Genomic DNA, 16,512 nt, shown 5'->3' with positions numbered 1-16,512 from the left:
CCGCGGTACGGCGGCGGTGCGGCATCGGCATACGCACCGGCATGACACGGCGGGCCCGCGAGCGACGGCGCTGGCCGGTGCACCACGGCTTCAGCCCCCTGGTGGTGCCCAGGCCCCGCGACTGGCGGGCCGGCCTCACGGTGAGCGGCTACTGGTGGCCGTACGACACGCAGACACAACTCCCCGAAGAGGTGCGGAAGTTCCTCGACGCCGGCCCGGCGCCTGTCTTCGTCGGGCTGGGCAGCGCCACCGTGCCGGACGCGGCCCGGCTCAGCGCCCAGGTGGTCGCGGCGCTGCGGCGGGCCGGGCTGCGCGGGGTGATCCAGCGCGGCTGGGGCGGGCTCGCGGCGGCCGGCGACGACATGCTGACCATCGACGACGTGCCGCACGCACTGCTCTTCCCGCGGATGGCCGCGGTGGTCCACCACGCGGGCGCGGGGACGACCGCGGCGGGGCTGCGCGCCGGGGTGCCGGCCGTGCCGGTGCCGGTCCAGTTCGACGCGGGGTTCTGGGCCGCCCGGCTGGTCGCGCTGGGGGTCGCCCCGGACGTCGTACCGCTGCGCCGCCTCACCGTGGACGCGCTGGCCCCGGCCCTGGTACGGGCCACCCGGGAGCCGGAGTTCCGGGAGCGGGCACGCCGTCTGGGCGCCCGGATCCGCGACGAGGACGGCGCCGCCCCGGTCCTCGCGGCACTGGAGCGGCTCGGCGGCTGACGCGCCGGGCCGGAGTCCGGGTGCCCGGAGTCAGCCGTTGGTGAGGACCATGCGGAAGCGGGCCTTGCCGTCGAGCATCTTCCGGTAAGCCTCGGCGGCGGCGTCCAGCGGCACGTTCTCGGTCATCGGGCGGATGCCGTGCAGGGCGCTGAACTCCATGGTGTCCTGCACGTCCCGCGAGGTGCCGGAGGGGTGACCGCGCACGACCCGGCCGCCCATGATCAGCTGGAGCGGGCTGATGCCCATCGCCTCGGGGTCCGCGCCGATGACCACGAGCTCCCCGCGCGGCGCGAGGCCGTCCACGGTGGCGGTGATGGCCTCGGAGTGCCCGGCGGTGGCCAGTACGACGCTCGCGCCGCCGAGGGACTGCAGGGCCTCGGCGACCGGGGTGCCGGAGGTGCTGTCGACGTAGTGGTGGGCGCCGAGCTGCTTGGCGAAGTCGGCCTTCTCGGCGCCCCGGGCGATCGCCACGGTCTCAAAGCCCATCGCCGCCGCGTACTGCACCCCAAGGTGCCCGAGGCCGCCCAGGCCGAGCACCGCGACCAGGTCCCCGGGCCGGGCGGAGCTGCGCCGCAGCCCGTTGTACGTGGTCACACCGGCGCAGGCCATGGGCCCGGCGTCGCTCGCCGCCAGCGCCTCCGGGATCCGGGCGAGGGCGTCGACGGGCGCGATCACCTTCTCGGCGAAGCCCCCGTCGTAGGCCCAGCCGGGGACCTTCAGATTGACGCACACGATGAAGTCGCCCCGCCGGCAGGACGGGCAGTGGCCGCAGGAGCCGCCGAACCAGCCGACCGCGACCCGGTCGCCGGCCTGGTAGCCCCAGTCCTGCGTGCCCTCGCCGAGCGCCTCGACGCGGCCGGCGATCTCGTGCCCGGCGACGACCGGGAAGGTCAGGCCCGGCACGGCGGCGTTCACGAACATGCTGTCGCTGTGGCAGACGCCGCACGCCTCGACGGCGATCCGCACCTGGCCGGGCCCCGGCTCGGACACCTCCCGTTCGGCCAGTTGGAACGGGCCGCCCGCGCTCGTCACCTGCGCGACTCGATAGGTACTCATCACATTCTCCTGGGTCAGGCGGTGTGTCCCGCGTTCCGGAGCACGGCTACGACACCCCCCGCACCAGCAGACCAGTTCCGGGCCGTTCCCGCGCGCCGAACCGTCGCCGCCCTCGCCGCCTCCGCTCTCCGGCCGCGGCTTTGCCGCCTCGGCGGCAGCGGCGGAAGCGGAAGGGGGACGGAGGTGCGGGGGCGAGAGGGGCAGCGGCCCAGCAGCGGGAGGGACGCGCCGCGGGCGCGCCGGGACCGGGGCTGGGGGCCGACAGGCCGAGCAGCACCTGTGGCACCGGTCCGGGGCCCGTCGGCCCCCGCCGCCCGTGTCACCCGCCCCCTGGCCGCCAGCCCTCCGGGCGGAGCATGCCCAGCAGCAGCCGCACCAGCTCGTCCACCACCTCGTCCAGGGTGGCGTCCACCCAGCCGGCGCTCCAGTCGTGCAGCAGGCCGTTGACGCTGCCGATGAAGGCCGTCGCGGCGAGGCGGTAGTCGCGGGGCGCCGCCTCCCCGCGTACCACGGCCGCGTCGGCCTCGGCGCGAATGAGGTCGATCCAGCGGGCCCGGCGGGCCAGTCGCTGCTCCTCCAGACGTGGGCTGACGCCGACGATCTCCACGAAGGTGATGCGGGTGCGGCGCGGGTCGGAGGTGACGTCGCGGGCGTAGGCCCGGAAGAGCACGCCGGCCCGCTCCGCCAGCGGCAGTCCGTCCGCCGTGGCGAGGGCGTCCAGAACCGCCTGTTCGGCCCAGCCGTTGACCTGGAGGTGCAGCGCGGCGAGGACGTCCTCCAGGGTGCGGAACTCCTCGTAGAACTGGCGGGTCGACAGGCCGGCGGCCTGGCTCAGCGCGGCGACCGTCGTGCTCCGGTAGCCGGGTGCGCCGCCGAAGAGCTCCAGGGCCGCGTCCAGGAAACGCCGGCGCCGCTCGGCCTGCCGTTCCTCGGCGGATCTGCCGCCGTAGCGGCCCGTCGGCGCCTTGAGCCTGCCCGTCACGTGTTCCCCCTCCGTTCGCCACCACTCCCCCAATCTTGTCGTGCACACATCTTGTCGAGCAGCCCGACCGTTCCTTACTTTTCAGTAAGTTCACTGTGAATGCGCCCGTGTTCAGATTCCCCGCACACCCCCCGAGGAAAGAGAGCAGTCATGCCTGCTTCCAGAACCAGGCACCTGTGCTCCATGGCCGCCGCCCTCGCCCTGAGCGTCGCCGGCCCGGCGACCGCCGCCTCCGCCGCGAGCGGCATCTCCGGCGGCCTGCGTGAGGTGCTGTTCGTCGGCGACAACTGGGACGGCACCGCCGATGTCATCAAATCCTCCGGCGACTTCGCCAAGATCGGCCGGATCAACGTGATCCCCGACAAGGCGGAGCGGCTGGCGGAGATCAACGCCGACCCGATCAAGTGGATCTACTACACGTCCATCCGCAACCAGGTCGGCGAGGGACACGACCAGTACGTGGACGACATGTACTCCACGCCCGACGGCAGGTCCGTGGTCGTCTCCCGGCCCAGCTTCGCGGACGTCGTCTCCATCGACCTGGCCACCGGCAAGGTCAACTGGCGCTTCCCGGTGGCGGGTTACCGCGCGGACCACATGGCGGTCTCACCCGACGGCACCCGGGTCGCGGTGTCGGCCTCGACCGCGAACAAGGTGCAGGTGCTGGACATCGACACCGGTGAGGAACTGGGCGAGTTCGGCACCGGTGACAAGCCGCACGAGAACTTCTTCACAGGCGGCGGGAAGTACATCTGGAACATGTCCATCGGCGAGGTGACCACCTCCCTCGACGCCCCGGGCTGGGACTGGACCAAGGGCGACCGCCACATCACGATCGTCGACGCGACCACGTTCAAGCAGGTCAGGACCATCGACATGCGGCAGCGGCTGGACGCGATCGGGTTGAAGGACTTCTCCGACGCCGTCCGGCCCGCCGCCTTCACGCCCGACTGGTCCAAGCTGTACTTCCAGGTGTCGTTCTTCAACGGCTTCCTGGAGTACGACGTGGCCACGGACAGGATCACCCGGGTGAAGACCCTGCCGGAGAACCCGGCGACGAACCCCGACCGCACCACCTGGCTGCTGGACTCGCGCCACCACGGCATCTCCATGAACCCCGAGGGCACCAAGCTGTGCGTCGCCGGGACGATGGACAACTACGCCACCGTGGTCGACCGGGCCTCCTTCGACGTCGGCCCGCTGATCACCGCCTCCACGCCGTACTGGGCGACCGTGAGCGGCGACGGCAAGGACTGCGTCGTCTCCGAGGCCGGCGCCGACCAGGTCACGGCCATCGACTTCGCCACCGGCCAGAAGGTGCTGTCGGTGCCGGTGGGAGACCATCCGCAGCGCGTCCGGCTGGGCCACGTCCAGGCCGACTGGACGACTCCGGCCGGGAGTTGAGCGCCGTACGGCTTCCGGGGCGACCCCACTCCCCCCGGGGGCCGTACGGCTCCCTCCGAGACGGCTCAGAAGTGCGCCGACGCCCACGCGGCCAGCTCGGACCGGGCCGCGCTCAGCAGGTCCGCCGAGGGCGCGGTGGCCCCGTCGGTCACCAGCGCGTAGTGCAGGGCCCCGGAGTCCGTGTCGGTGAGGAGCAGCCGGCGGCTGCCGGTGCCGCCCGGCTCGGGGGCGACGGCGACCGGGGTGGCGGCGCCGGTGTAGGCGGGCGGGGCGTGGGCCGTGCCCAGGTCGGAGACGACGGTGGTGGACGCGGTGGGCAAGGACGCCGGCAGATGCAGTTCGGTCGGGGCGCTGCCGGCGCCGGAGCGCCACACCAGCAGCCCGTACCGGCCGGGGCCCACCAGCTTCGCCGCGTTCGGCAACGAGGACGGCACCGGGTTCCAGGTGAGGGTGGTGGAGCCGTCGCGGGAGCGGTCCTCGTAGGTGAAGGCGAGTGCCGTACCGGCCGTGGCGCTCGGGTAGAGGCGGTCCAGCAGGCGGGCGTCCTGGCGCAGGGCGACGTTTCCGGAGTCGTCCAGGCGCACGGCGGAGAGGTCCTCGTCGTTCCAGGCGTCGCCGGAGGTGCGCACCTTGTCGGGGTTGCCGTTCATCAGCTCGTGGTGCCGGCCGTTGTAGAGGTCCCACTGCCACTGGGTGCCGGAGAGCACCGGACCGGAGGCGGCCGGGTGCGTCCACCAACCTGCCCCGGCGACGCGGGAGTCGAGGGCCTGGTACATGGCCTTCAGGACGGACGGCGCCTTGTCGGACACCGTGCCGGACAGCGGGTGTCCGAACTCGCCGACCACGGCCGCGGTGCCGGTGGCCGCGGCGCGGTCGCGGACGGCGGCGAAGTCGGAGGCGTACTGGCCGTCGGCCGCCTTGCCCCACATGAGGATGCCGGAGATGGCCTTCTGGTCGTAGAAGTGGGTGTTGAAGACGTAACGCGGGCCGAGCGTGCCCGCGTCCAGCAGTCCGCCCTCCTGTTTCTGGGTGGAGATGTTGGCGTTCCAGAAGAGGTTGGGCTCCACGAAGGCGGGCTTGTCCTGCCAGCCGGCGGCGTCCATGCGGGCGCGGAACCGCTCGTAGAACGGCCACAGCAGGTCCTTCTCCCAGGTGCGGGAGGTCTGCCCGGAGTCGTAACCGCCCGCGTAGGGCTCGTTGTACGGGTCGAATCCGGCGATGTTCGCGAACTCGGCGCTGCCCAGGTGCTGTTGGAGGTAGGTCAGGGTCGTCTGCGCGGTGGCGAGGAAGGCGTCCTGGAGGCCGTAGGCGTTGTGCCAGAAGTCGTACTGGGCTTTCCGCACGGCCGCATTCTGGGTGATGTTCTGGCCCCAGAACAGGCAGATGCCGCAGGACTCTGCCGGGTAACTCCCGGCGTCGGCCGCCCACTTGGGCGCGCCGTCACCCGTGTACCAGCTGCCGCTGTTGAACAGGTGGCGGGAGTACAGGTCCTGGTGGAAGTCGGGGAAGACGCGGATGCCCGCGTCCAGAAAGGCGCGCATCTGCTCGGTGACGGCGGCCAGATAGCCGGTGTCCGCCTGGCCGCGCACCGGTTCGGCGTGGGCCCAGGAGAGCAGGAAGCGGACGGTGTTCGCGCCGCCGAGGGCGCGCAGCGCGGTCGCGGACTTCCTCGCGTCGGCGACCGAGGCGAAGGGCAGCCCGCCGTTCTCCTCCAGCTTGGTCTCGCCCGAGACGTTGAAGCCGCGCAGGACGATCTCGCGCCCCTGGCCGTCGGTGAAGTGGCCGCCCTGCACGGTGAGCGGGGCGCCGTCGAACCAGAGGGAGTCGGCGGGAAGGGCGGGGGTGGCGGTGGCGGGCGGGAGACCCGCCACCGCCAGGAATCCACTGAGGACGACCAGAACAGCCAGCAGACGCACCCGGATATTCGGCATGTCCACCACAGTCCGGCGAGGTCCGGACGGCGTCAACACCTTCTGACTCCCTAGTAAGTTGACTAGCAGTCAGTTTGTCGGCTCAATCCCCCATCCGGCGGGTCACGTTGAGCAGGTACTCCTTCCGGTTCAGCGGGTTGTGGTCGGTGCGCGGCCGCTCGGGGACCGTGCCGCGGGTGACCGGCGCGTAGTGGTCGAACGCCGTCTCCAGCTCCCCCTCGCCCCGCGTGAGCCCGGGCAGCCGCTGCTCCAGTTCGTGCACCCGGGCGGCGGGCACGGTGCCCTCCAGCACGACGGCCGCGCCGAGTGCCCCGGTGGTCTCCGGTACGGCGCCCAGCCGGGCGAGCACCGGCAGCAGCGCGCCGAGCGCGTCCGCTGGGGCCTGAAGCCGGAAGCGGTGCATGGGCTCGTGCACCCGGGTGCCCGCCCGGCGCAGTGCCTCGGTCAGGACCAGCGGGGTCAGGCCCCGGAAGTCGTACCCGGTGCTCGACATGCTCTTGTCGAAGCCCTGGTGGGCGTGGCTCTGGCGGGGCGAGTAGCCGGAGTGGGTCATGGTGACCGTGCAGTCGGGGATGCGCCAGCCGTGCAGTCCCTGACCGAGCGTCTCGCGGACGGTGTCCTCGACGGCCTTGAAGAAGGCGTACGGCATCGAGCCCAGCTCCACCTCCAGCCGGAACGCCACGCCCGAGCCGGGCGGTGCGGGCTCGACGCGCAGGCCGACGGTGGCGAGGAACGGGTTGGCGTCCTTCTTGTTGAACTCCACGGCGTGCCCGGTGCCCACGGGCCGTTCGATGCACAGGGTCGTCGTCTCGCGGAAGGTGACCTCCAGGCCGTACTCCTCGGCGAGGGTCGCCTGGATCACCTCCTTCTGCACCTCGCCGTAGAGGGACACGGAGGTCTCGCCGCGCAGTTCGTCGTGCCGGACCCCGATGAGCGGGTCCTGTTCGGCGAGCTGGGTGAGCGCGAGGTGCAGCGAGCGCCGGTCGGTGCCGGGGCCGGGCACGACGACCGTCTCCAGGGTCGGCGGCGCGAAGTGGTGCGTGTACGCCCTCCCCGGACGCCCGAGCGCGTCACCGATCCGTACCTCGCCGAGCCCCCACACCTTGACGATCCGCCCGGCACCGGCGCTGTCCTGCCGGACGTCGGTACCGTGCTCGAACACGCTGAGCCCGGTGACGCGGCCCTCGGCACGCGGCCGGGCACCCCGGCCTGCCGACGGGCCGCCACCGGAGCTCTCCGAGCCGCCGCCGACCGCCCGGCCGTTCGTGGGGCCGCAGGCTCCCCACGCCGCCGCGAGGCCGTCGGGGGCACGGTCCTCCAACGGGCCGTCGGCGCCCCGAACCCCGGCAGGACCGCCCCCGCGGCCGTGGGTGACACGGCTCGCTACTCGGACGCCGGCGGCCCGCCCCTCCGCACGGTCTCCCGCGGCCGGACCGCTGACCGGGCCGTCGACGGCCGGACCTTGCGCACTGCCGTCCGCCGCCGGCCCCCGCGCACGACGGCGGACAGCCCGGCCCGCCGCGCCGCCCCCCTGTCCCTGCACCGGGCCGTCGCCGCCCCGCCCGTTCCCCTGGCCGTCGGCCGCTGCCCCCTCCACCCGACGGTCGTCCGCCGGGTCCCCGTCTCCCCCGTCCCCGAAGGGGATCCGGTCGCGGACGTACAGGGTGCCCGAGAAGATCCGGGCGTAGGCCACCTTCTCGCCCGCCGGGCCGCGGTCGACCTTGAAGACCGTGGCCGACAGCGGGCCGGCCGGGTCGCCGTCGGCGGTGGGCAGCAGCTGCTCGATGCCGGTGGTCAGTTCGGGTACGCCCGCTCCGGTGATGGCGGAGCCGAAGTACACCGGATGGACCAGCGCGCGCCGGGTCTGGGCGGCGAGGGCGGTGCGCAGACGGGCGTCGGACACCCCGCCGTCGAGGTAGGCGGCGAGCAGGTCGTCGTCGTGGTCGGCGAGCGCGTCCAGCGCGTCCGGGCGGAGGCCGGGCACGAAGCGGGCGGCACGCGTGCCGAGCCGCGCGGCCCCGCCCATCGGGACGAGCGGTACCGACAGCCTGCGGGCCATCTGGTCGAGCACGGCGGAGCCGTCCGCACCCCGCCGGTCGATCTTGTTCACGAAGATCAGCGTGGGGATCCGCAGCCGGCGCAGGGTACGCATCAGCACCCGTGTCTGCGCCTGGACGCCCTCGACGGCCGAGACGACCAGCACGGCGCCGTCGAGCACGCCGAGCACCCGCTCCACCTCGGCGATGAAGTCGGGGTGACCGGGGGTGTCGATGAGGTTGACGGTGACGCCGTCGATCGGGAACGACACGACGGCGGACTTGATGGTGATGCCGCGCTGCCGCTCCAGCGCGAGGGTGTCGGTGGTGGTGCTGCCGGCGTCGACGCTGCCGATCGTGTCGATCACTCCGGCGGTGTGCAGCAGCCGTTCGGTCAGGCTGGTCTTACCGGCGTCGACATGCGCGAGAATTCCGAGATTGAGCAGATGCACTGAGCGTGATGTCCTTCGGCACGGGGTGGATTCCTTCCTGGGTGGACATGCACGCAGCGCGCATCGATGGTCCTCTCTGTGTGACGACGGGCACCGCGCAGTGCAGCAGACACGGGCACCCGACGGCAATGGATTAACGCTCAACAAAAGCCCGTCACAGCACTCGCCGTGACCAGGGTGCGGTCGTAGGGTGACCTACATCACGTCCGCTGGCTGAAAATCCCTCTCCCGTACGGTCTGGAGGGCCCATGACCCACATCTCGGTGAACGTGGACGGCACGACGTACGAGGACGACGTGGAACCCCGTCTCCTCCTGGCCCACTACCTGCGCGACCGTCTCGGCCTCACCGGCACCACGATCGGCTGCGACACCTCCAACTGCGGCGCCTGCACGGTCGACCTCGACGGAGCCAGCGTGAAGAGCTGCTCGGTGCTCGCCGTCCAGACGGACGGCTGCTCGGTGACCACGATCCAGGGGCTCGCCAAGGACGGCGCGTGGACGGCGCTGCAGCGCGCCTTCCACGAGCAGCACGGTCTGCAGTGCGGCTACTGCACTCCGGGCATGATCATGGCCGCCCGCGACCTGCTGAGCGAGAACCCGCACCCCGGCCCGGACGAGGTCCGCCACGCCCTGGAGGGCAACCTCTGCCGCTGCACCGGTTACCAGAACATCGTCCGCGCGGTGCTCGCCGCGGCCGGGCAAGAGGCCCCTGAGGTCGCCGAGGAGGTCACGGCATGACCGACCAGGCCGTCGCACGCGAGGTCGGACGCCGCCGGCTGCGCAAGGAGGACGCCCGGCTGATCACCGGCCAGACCAACTGGACCGACAACATCCAGGTGGCCGGACTGCTGCACCTGGCGATCCTGCGCAGCCCGATGGCCCACGCCCGCCTCACCCGCGTCGACGTCTCCCCCGCGCTCGAACGCCCCGGTGTCGTCGCCGCGTTCACCGGCGCCGACCTCGCCGAGGGGCTGGGCTCGCTGCCCTGCGCCTGGCCGGTGACCGAGGACATCGTGCTGCCCGACCACCCGTCGGTCGCCGTCGACGAGGTCCGCTACGCGGGCGACCCGGTGGCGGTCGTGGCGGCCCGCGACCGGTACGCGGCCGCCGACGCCCTGGAGGCGATCGAGGTCGACTACGACCCGCTGCCCCCGGTCCTCGACCTGGAGGCCGCGCTCGCGGAGGGCGCCCCGCTGGTCCACGCGGACAAGGGCACCAACCGCTGCTACACCTGGCCGCTGGCCACCGGCGAGAGCTTCGAGGCGGTGCGGGACCGCGCCGAGGTGGTCCTCAAGCGCCGCTACCACCAGCAGCGGCTGATCCCCAGCGCGATGGAGCCGCGGGCGGTCGTCGTCACGCCGCTCGCCGCATCCGGCGAGTACACGGTCTACTCGGCGACCCAGATCCCGCACATCCTGCGGATCATGCTGTCCACGGTCACCGGCATCCCCGAGCACAAGCTCCGCGTCGTCGCCCCGGACGTCGGCGGCGGCTTCGGCTCCAAACTCCAGGTGTACGGCGAGGAGGCCCTCGCGCTCGCGGTCGCCCGCAAGCTCGGCCGGCCGGTGAAGTGGACCGAGTCCCGCTCCGAGGGCGCGCTCGCCACGCACCACGGCCGCGGCATGATCCAGGACGTCGAGATCGCCGCCACCCGCGAGGGAAAGCTGCTCGGCCTGAAGGTCGACCTGCTCGCCGACATGGGCGCCTACCTGATGCTCGTCACCCCCGGCATCCCGATCCTCGGCGCCTTCATGTACCCGGCGATCTACAAGATGGACGCCTACGACTTCACCTGCACCGGGGTGTTCACCACCCGCACGCCCACCGACGCCTACCGCGGCGCCGGGCGCCCCGAGGCGACCTTCGCCATCGAGCGGATCATGGACGAGCTGGCCGCCGAACTCGGCCTGGACCCGGTGGAGTTGCGGCGCCGGAACTGGATCCGGCACGAGGAGTTCCCGTACACCTCCATCGCCGGACTGACCTACGACAGCGGCAACTACGAGGCGGCCACCGACAAGGCGCTCGCCCTGTTCGGGTACGACGACCTGCGCGCCGAGCAGCACAAGCGCAACGAGCGCGGCGATCCGGTACGGCTCGGCATCGGCGTGTCGACGTACACCGAGATGTGCGGGCTCGCGCCGAGCCGGGTGCTGCGCGACCTCAGGTACGGGGCCGGCGGCTGGGAGGCGGCGAGCATCCGCATGCTGCCCACCGGCAAGGTCGAGGTGGTCACCGGCACCAGCCCGCACGGGCAGGGCCACGAGACCTGCTGGAGCCAGATCGCGGCCGACGTGCTCGGCGTGCCCTTCGAGGACGTCGAGGTGCTGCACGGCGACACCAGGGCGGCGCCGCAGGGCATGGACACCTACGGCTCGCGGTCGCTGGCCGTCGGCGGCGAGGCCGTGCACCGGGCCGCGAGGACGGTCGTGGAGAAGGCGCGGAAGGTCGCCGCCCATCTGCTGGAGGCGAGCGAGCAGGACCTGGAGTTCAGCGACGGCGTGTTCTCGGTCAAGGGCTCGCCGGAAGCCCGCAAGACCATCCAGGAGATCGCCTTCGAGACGTTCACCAACCACGACCTGCCCGACGGCGTCGAGCCCACGATCAACGCCGAGCACGTCGTGGACCCGGAGAACTTCTCCTACCCGCACGGCACCCACCTGTGCGCGGTCGAGGTGGACACGGAGACCGGGCGCACGCGCATCCGGTCGTACGTCTGCGTCGACGACGTCGGCCGGGTCGTCAACCCGATGATCGTCGAGGGGCAGGTGCACGGCGGGCTCGCGCAGGGCATCGCGCAGGCGCTGTACGAGGAGGCCGTGTACGACGACGACGGCAACCTGCTGTCGGGGACCATGGCCGACTACCTCCTGCCGTCGGCGGCCGACCTGCCGGACTTCGTCACCGACCGGACGGAGACACCGGCCGCCTCGAACGCCCTCGGTGTCAAGGGCGTGGGCGAGGCGGGGACGATCGCCTCGACACCCGCCGTGGTCAACGCCGTCGTGGACGCGCTCCGGCCGCTCGGGGTGCGGGACGTGCGGATGCCGTGTTCGCCGCACCGGGTGTGGCAGGCGATCCGGGAGGCGCGCTCCGGCACGGCCGGCGGTTCCGCCGGGACGGGTCCGGCCCGGTCCGGGCAGTCCGGGCAGGCGGCTCAGTCGGGCGAGCTGGGCCAGTACGGTCAGCCGGGTGAGGAGGGTTCGGCATGATTCCCCCCGCGTTCGAGTACACCCGTCCGGACAGCGTCCAGGACGCGGTACGCGCGCTCGCCGACGCGGGGGACGAGGCCAAGGTGCTGGCCGGCGGGCAGAGCCTGGTACCGCTGCTGCGGCTGCGGCTGGCCTTCCCGGAGCTGCTCGTGGACGTCGGCCGGATCCCCGAGCTGCGCGGGGTCCGCGAGGACGGTGACTCGCTCGTCATCGGCGCCATGACCACGCACCACGAGGTGGTGCACGACCCGCTGGTGCGCCGGCACGCCGGGCTGCTCGCGCAGGCGACGGCCACGGTGGCCGACCCGGCCGTCCGGCACCGGGGCACCCTCGGCGGCTCGCTCGCCCACGCCGACCCGGCCGGCGACCTGCCCGCCGTGGCCCTCGCGCTGGACGCCGAACTGGTCGTGGCCGGACCCGCCGGGCGGCGCACCATCGCAGCGCGGGACTTCTTCGTGGACTACCTGCAGTCGGCGCTCGCCGAGGACGAACTGCTGCTGGAGGTGAGGGTCCCGAAGACGGACGGCTGGGGCTTCCACTACGAGAAGTTCCACCCGGTCGCCCAGTCGTGGGCCACCGTCGGCGTCGCCGCGCTGGTACGGCGCGACGACGGGCGGATCGTCGAGGCGCGCGTCGGGCTCACCAACATGGGAGCGACCCCGCTCAGGGCGACCGCGGCCGAGGAGGCGCTGGCGGGTGCCGACGGCCCGGAGGCCGTGGCCCGGGCCGCCGAGGCGGCGGCGGAACGGACCCGGCCGGCGCAGGACCTGTCCGCCTCGCCCGAGTACCGGCAGCACCTGGCGCGGGTGCTGACCAGGCGGGCGGTGCTGACCGCCACCGGAATGGGGTGAGCGCCGATCATCGCGATGGACGACCCGGAGCAGGTGCGGGCCCGCCTGGAGGAGACGGGGTACCTCGTCGACGAAGGGCTGGCCGTCACCTGCTTCCTGGCCCTGAGGCTCCACCGGCCGCTGTTCTGCGAGGGCGACGCGGGCGTGGGCAAGACCGCGCTCGCCGCCGCCCTCGCCGAAGCGCTCGGCGCGCCGCTCATCCGGCTGCAGTGCCACGAGGGCATCGACGCCTCGCAGGCCCTGTACGACTGGGACTTCCCGCGCCAGCTGCTGCACCTGCGGGCCGCCGAGGCGGCCGGCGTCACGGACGCGGACCGGCTGGAGAGCGAGCTGTACGACCGCCGCTTCCTCATCGCCCGGCCGCTGCTGCAGGCCCTCCAGACCCAGCCGGCGGTGCTGCTGGTGGACGAGATCGACCGGGCCGACGACGAGTTCGAGGCGTTCCTGCTGGAGCTGCTGTCCGAGTACTCCGTGACCATCCCGGAGCTGGGCACGCTGCGCGCCGAGCACCCGCCGGTCGCCGTGCTGACCTCGAACCGCACCCGCGAGGTGCACGACGCGCTGAAACGCCGCTGCCTCTACCACTGGTTCGACCATCCCTCCTTCGCCCGCGAACTGGCCATCGTGCGCCGTCGGTTGCCCCGGGTGTCGGCGCGGCTGGCCGAGCAGGTGACGGCGCTGGTACAGGCGCTGCGGGGCGCCGAGCTCCTCAAACCGCCCGGTGTGGCCGAGACCCTGGACTGGGCCGAGGCCCTGGACGCGCTGGGGGCCAGCGAGGTGGACGCGGAGCTGGCGGTGGCGACGCTGGGCTCGGTGCTGAAGTACCGGGAGGACACGGACCGGGCGCGGGGGCTCGATCTCGCGGCGGTCCTCGCGGCCCGGGGCGGGTGACGGCATGGGCACGACCGGGAACGGAACGGGCCGCGCGCCGGGGTCGGACGCCGTACGGCACGAGGGGGACGCCGAACACCTCGGGGCCGACGCCGTGCTGCTCGGCTTTGTGCGGGCGCTGCGCGCGGCCGGTGTCGAGGCGAGCACCGAACGGCTGCACGCCTTCCTGCGGGCCGTGGCCGCCCTGCGGCCTCAGGTGCGGGCGGACGTGTACTGGGCGGGGCGGGCCACCCTGTGCGGCGGGCACGACGACCTGGAGCGGTACGAGCGGGTCTTCGCCGCGTACTTCGGGGCCGCCGGCGAGCAGGCCCGCCGGCCGGTGCCTGCCGCTCCCCCGCCCCGGCTCGGGGTGGTCGCCCGGGAGGCGCCCACCCGAACCCGTACGCCGGGCGAGGGCGAACCGCCGGGGCCGCCGGTCGCCGCGCTCGCCAGCTCGGCCGAGGTGCTGCGGCACCGCGACTTCGCCGCGCTCGGCCCCGCCGAACGCGACCAACTGCGCCGGCTGCTCGCCGCGTTCGCTTTCCAGGGGCAGGCGCGCCGCTCGGCGCGGCGCAGGCCCGCCCGGCGCGGCGAGGTCGATCCGCGGCGCACCGTACGGGAGTTGTTGCGGCGGGGCGGGGAACCGGCCCGGCTGCGGCGGCACGCGCGCGTGGAGCGGCCCCGCCGGGTGGTGCTGCTCGTCGATGTGAGCGGCTCGATGGCGCCGTACGCCGACGCGCTGCTGCGGTTCGCGCACGCGGCGGTGCGCGCGGGCCGCACCGAGGTGTTCACCGTCGGCACCCGGCTGACCCGGGTCACTCGTGAGCTCTCGCACCGGGACCCGGACTGGGCGATGGCGGCCGTCGCGGCGGCCGTGCCCGACTGGCGCGGCGGCACCCGGCTCGGCGAGCTGGTGCGCGAGTTCCTGAACCGCTGGGGGCAGCGCGGGATGGCGCGCGGCGCGATCGTCGTCCTGCTCTCGGACGGCTGGGAGCGCGGCGATCCGGAACTGCTCGGGCAGCAGATGCGCCGGCTGCACGCCCTGGCCCACCAGGTGGTCTGGGCGAACCCCCGCAAGGCCCGCCCCGGTTACGCGCCGCTGGCGGCCGGGATGGCGGCGGCGCTGCCCAGCGTGGACGCCTTCGTCGCGGGGCACAGCCTGGCGGCGCTGGAGCGGCTGGCGGCGGTGGTGCGCGGTACGCGGAGCGCCGCGGCACCGGTGAGAGGAGCGGATGGTGCGTGAGATCCTGCCGGCGCTGGCCCACTGGCACGCGGCCGGGATGCCGTTCGGGCTGGCCACGGTCGTCGCGGTCAGCCGCAGCGCGCCGCGCGGCCCCGGTGCCGCCATGGCGGTGGGCCCGGACGACGAGGTCGTGGGGAGCGTGTCCGGGGGTTGTGTGGAGGGCGCGGTGTTCGAGCTCGCCCAGGAGGTCGTGGAGAGCGGCGAGGCACGCCTGGCGACCTTCGGCTACAGCGACGAGGACGCGTTCGCGGTCGGGCTGACCTGCGGCGGCGAGATCACCCTGCTGGTACGGCCGGTGACGCCCGGGTCGGACCCGGCGCTGGGCGCGGTCGCCGCGTCGGTCGCCGGGGGCGAGCCGGTGACCGTGGCCACGGTGGTGGACGGACCGGCGCCGCGCGGCGCCACGCTCGTGGTCTGGCCGGACCGGGCGGCGGGCACGCTCGGCGCGAGCGGCCTCGACGTCGCCGTCACCGCCGACGCACGGGGCGAACTCGCGCTCGGCGCCTCGGTGCTCAGGCACTACGGGCCGCACGGCGAGCGCCGCGAGGACGCCGTCACCGTCTTCCTGCAGTCCTTCGCGCCGCCGCCGCGCATGCTGGTCTTCGGCGCGATCGACTACGCGGCCGCGGTGGCGCGCATCGGCGACTTCCTCGGCTACCGGGTCACCGTGTGCGACGCCCGCCCGGTCTTCGCCACGCCCAAACGCTTCCCGGCGGCCGTCGATGTCGTGGTCGACTGGCCGCACCGCTATCTCGCCGGCACGGACACCGACGACCGCACCGTGATCTGCGTCCTCACCCACGACCCGAAGTTCGACGTGCCGCTGCTGGAGGAGGCCCTGCGCCGCCCGGCCGCCTACATCGGCGCGATGGGCAGCCGCAAGACCCACGAGGAGCGCCGCGCACGGCTGACGGAGGCGGGCCTCACCCCGGCCGAACTGTCCAGGCTGCGCTCACCGCTCGGCCTCGACCTGGGGGCCCGTACGCCCGAGGAGGTCGCCGTGTCCGTCGCCGCCGAGATCGTCGCGCTGCGCTGGGGCGGCAGCGGCGCCCCCCTGACCACCACCGCCGGAGCCATCCACCCGCCCGCCGCCTGAGCGTTCCGGAAGGAGCCAGTCATGGAACTGCACCACGAGTTCACCGTCCCCGTCCCGGTCGGCGACGCCTGGCACGCACTCCTCGACATCGAACGGGTCGCGCCCTGTCTGCCGGGCGCGGTGGTGGAGGACTACGACGGCAAGACCGTGACCGGCTCGGTGAAGGTCAAGGTCGGCCCGGTCACCGTGGCCTACCGGGGCACGGCGGTCTTCGAGGAACAGGACGAGGCGGCGCACCGGATGGTGCTCGTGGCGAGCGGCCGGGAGACCCGGGGACAGGGCACGGCCCGCGCGACGGTCACCGGCACCCTGACCGAACGCGACGGCGGCACGGCGGTGTCGGTGCGGACCGATCTCACGGTGACCGGCCGTCCCGCGCAGTTCGGGCGCGGGGTGCTGGCGGAGGTGGGCGACCGTCTGGTGGGCCAGTTCGCGTCCTGTCTGGCGGAACGGCTGGCCGAGCCGGCGCCGGCACCGGCCGCCGAGGAGCAGCCGCAGCAGTGGGAGGAGCCGCAGCCGGAACCACTGGACCTCCTGCGCACGGCTGGGCTCCCGGTGGCCAAGCGGGCGGCGGGCCTTGTGGCGGCGCTCGCCCTACTGACATGGGTGGCGGCCAGGCTGCTGCGGCGCGTGCGAGGAAGGCACACCTCTTGACGCCGGTGGG

The 16,512-nt window shown here is 73.6% G+C and carries 12 protein-coding genes and 1 pseudogene; 9 read left to right on the top strand and 4 right to left on the bottom strand.

All coding sequences use genetic code 11. From position 1 onward, the window contains the following. Positions 1 to 5 precede the first annotated feature (5 nt). Positions 6 to 713, top strand: a pseudogene (locus ACQPXS_RS42075) (glycosyltransferase); the annotation flags it as partial. Between the two features lie 30 nt (positions 714 to 743). Here the strand turns inward: ACQPXS_RS42075 and ACQPXS_RS42070 are convergent. Beyond that, complete coding sequence (locus ACQPXS_RS42070) at positions 744 to 1,769, bottom strand: alcohol dehydrogenase (RefSeq protein WP_390679975.1); 1,026 nt, start codon at positions 1,767 to 1,769, stop codon at positions 744 to 746. Positions 1,770 to 2,088: 319 nt separating this feature from the next. Then, complete coding sequence (locus ACQPXS_RS42065; protein ID WP_433454765.1) at positions 2,089 to 2,751, bottom strand: TetR/AcrR family transcriptional regulator; 663 nt, start codon at positions 2,749 to 2,751, stop codon at positions 2,089 to 2,091. Positions 2,752 to 2,901: 150 nt separating this feature from the next. On the opposite strand from ACQPXS_RS42065, the gene ACQPXS_RS42060 reads away from it, so the two are divergent. Further along, entirely contained in the window at positions 2,902 to 4,155 is a 1,254-nt protein-coding gene (locus tag ACQPXS_RS42060; protein WP_433454764.1) for a YncE family protein, read from the top strand. A 65-nt stretch (positions 4,156 to 4,220) separates the two neighbouring features. Here ACQPXS_RS42060 and ACQPXS_RS42055 read toward each other — a convergent pair whose 3' ends face one another. Further along, complete coding sequence (locus ACQPXS_RS42055) at positions 4,221 to 6,086, bottom strand: cellulase family glycosylhydrolase (protein WP_433454763.1); 1,866 nt, start codon at positions 6,084 to 6,086, stop codon at positions 4,221 to 4,223. An 82-nt stretch (positions 6,087 to 6,168) separates the two neighbouring features. Continuing rightward, complete coding sequence (locus tag ACQPXS_RS42050; protein WP_433454762.1) at positions 6,169 to 8,574, bottom strand: GTP-binding protein; 2,406 nt, start codon at positions 8,572 to 8,574, stop codon at positions 6,169 to 6,171. A gap of 248 nt (positions 8,575 to 8,822) precedes the next feature. On the opposite strand from ACQPXS_RS42050, the gene ACQPXS_RS42045 reads away from it, so the two are divergent. From ACQPXS_RS42045 to ACQPXS_RS42015, 7 genes are read left to right on the top strand one after another with little or no spacing between them, the layout of a single operon-like run. Further along, positions 8,823 to 9,314 (top strand): (2Fe-2S)-binding protein, encoded by a 492-nt coding sequence (locus ACQPXS_RS42045; RefSeq protein ID WP_433454761.1) that lies wholly within the window; start codon positions 8,823 to 8,825, stop codon positions 9,312 to 9,314. Next, on the top strand, positions 9,311 to 11,788 hold the full coding sequence (locus ACQPXS_RS42040) for a xanthine dehydrogenase family protein molybdopterin-binding subunit (RefSeq protein WP_433454760.1): 2,478 nt from the start codon (positions 9,311 to 9,313) through the stop codon (positions 11,786 to 11,788). Before ACQPXS_RS42045 ends, ACQPXS_RS42040 begins: the two co-directional genes overlap by 4 nt. Continuing rightward, positions 11,785 to 12,639 carry an FAD binding domain-containing protein gene (locus ACQPXS_RS42035; RefSeq protein ID WP_433454759.1) on the top strand — a complete coding sequence of 285 codons (855 nt, stop codon included), beginning with the start codon at positions 11,785 to 11,787 and terminating at the stop codon, positions 12,637 to 12,639. The genes ACQPXS_RS42040 and ACQPXS_RS42035 overlap by 4 nt, the downstream gene beginning before the upstream one ends. A gap of 15 nt (positions 12,640 to 12,654) precedes the next feature. Then, complete coding sequence (locus tag ACQPXS_RS42030) at positions 12,655 to 13,530, top strand: AAA family ATPase (RefSeq protein ID WP_356315723.1); 876 nt, start codon at positions 12,655 to 12,657, stop codon at positions 13,528 to 13,530. Between the two features lie 4 nt (positions 13,531 to 13,534). Then, positions 13,535 to 14,752, top strand: coding sequence for a vWA domain-containing protein (locus ACQPXS_RS42025; protein WP_433454758.1), 1,218 nt, complete (start codon positions 13,535 to 13,537; stop codon positions 14,750 to 14,752). Next, on the top strand, positions 14,745 to 15,848 hold the full coding sequence (locus ACQPXS_RS42020; protein ID WP_433456187.1) for an XdhC family protein: 1,104 nt from the start codon (positions 14,745 to 14,747) through the stop codon (positions 15,846 to 15,848). The genes ACQPXS_RS42025 and ACQPXS_RS42020 overlap by 8 nt, the downstream gene beginning before the upstream one ends. Before the next feature lie 21 nt (positions 15,849 to 15,869). After that, the gene (locus ACQPXS_RS42015) at positions 15,870 to 16,502 is read left to right on the top strand and encodes an SRPBCC family protein (RefSeq protein WP_433454757.1); all 633 of its coding nucleotides are present in this window, start codon (positions 15,870 to 15,872) and stop codon (positions 16,500 to 16,502) included. Positions 16,503 to 16,512: the final 10 nt, after the last annotated feature.

Source organism: Streptomyces sp. CA-142005, from assembly GCF_050942335.1.
Lineage (GTDB): Bacteria > Actinomycetota > Actinomycetes > Streptomycetales > Streptomycetaceae > Streptomyces.
The sequence above is the reverse complement of the archived record's forward strand: the minus strand, read 5'-3'. Positions and strand labels throughout refer to the sequence as shown.

Coding starts and splice junctions, on each gene's coding strand:
- ACQPXS_RS42070 (WP_390679975.1), bottom strand. CDS start 1,769: ATGAGTACCTATCGAGTCGCGCAGGTGACGAGCGCGGGCGGCCCGTTC.
- ACQPXS_RS42060 (WP_433454764.1), top strand. CDS start 2,902: ATGCCTGCTTCCAGAACCAGGCACCTGTGCTCCATGGCCGCCGCCCTC.
- ACQPXS_RS42030 (WP_356315723.1), top strand. CDS start 12,655: ATGGACGACCCGGAGCAGGTGCGGGCCCGCCTGGAGGAGACGGGGTAC.
- ACQPXS_RS42040 (WP_433454760.1), top strand. CDS start 9,311: ATGACCGACCAGGCCGTCGCACGCGAGGTCGGACGCCGCCGGCTGCGC.
- ACQPXS_RS42015 (WP_433454757.1), top strand. CDS start 15,870: ATGGAACTGCACCACGAGTTCACCGTCCCCGTCCCGGTCGGCGACGCC.
- ACQPXS_RS42035 (WP_433454759.1), top strand. CDS start 11,785: ATGATTCCCCCCGCGTTCGAGTACACCCGTCCGGACAGCGTCCAGGAC.
- ACQPXS_RS42025 (WP_433454758.1), top strand. CDS start 13,535: ATGGGCACGACCGGGAACGGAACGGGCCGCGCGCCGGGGTCGGACGCC.
- ACQPXS_RS42045 (WP_433454761.1), top strand. CDS start 8,823: ATGACCCACATCTCGGTGAACGTGGACGGCACGACGTACGAGGACGAC.
- ACQPXS_RS42055 (WP_433454763.1), bottom strand. CDS start 6,086: ATGCCGAATATCCGGGTGCGTCTGCTGGCTGTTCTGGTCGTCCTCAGT.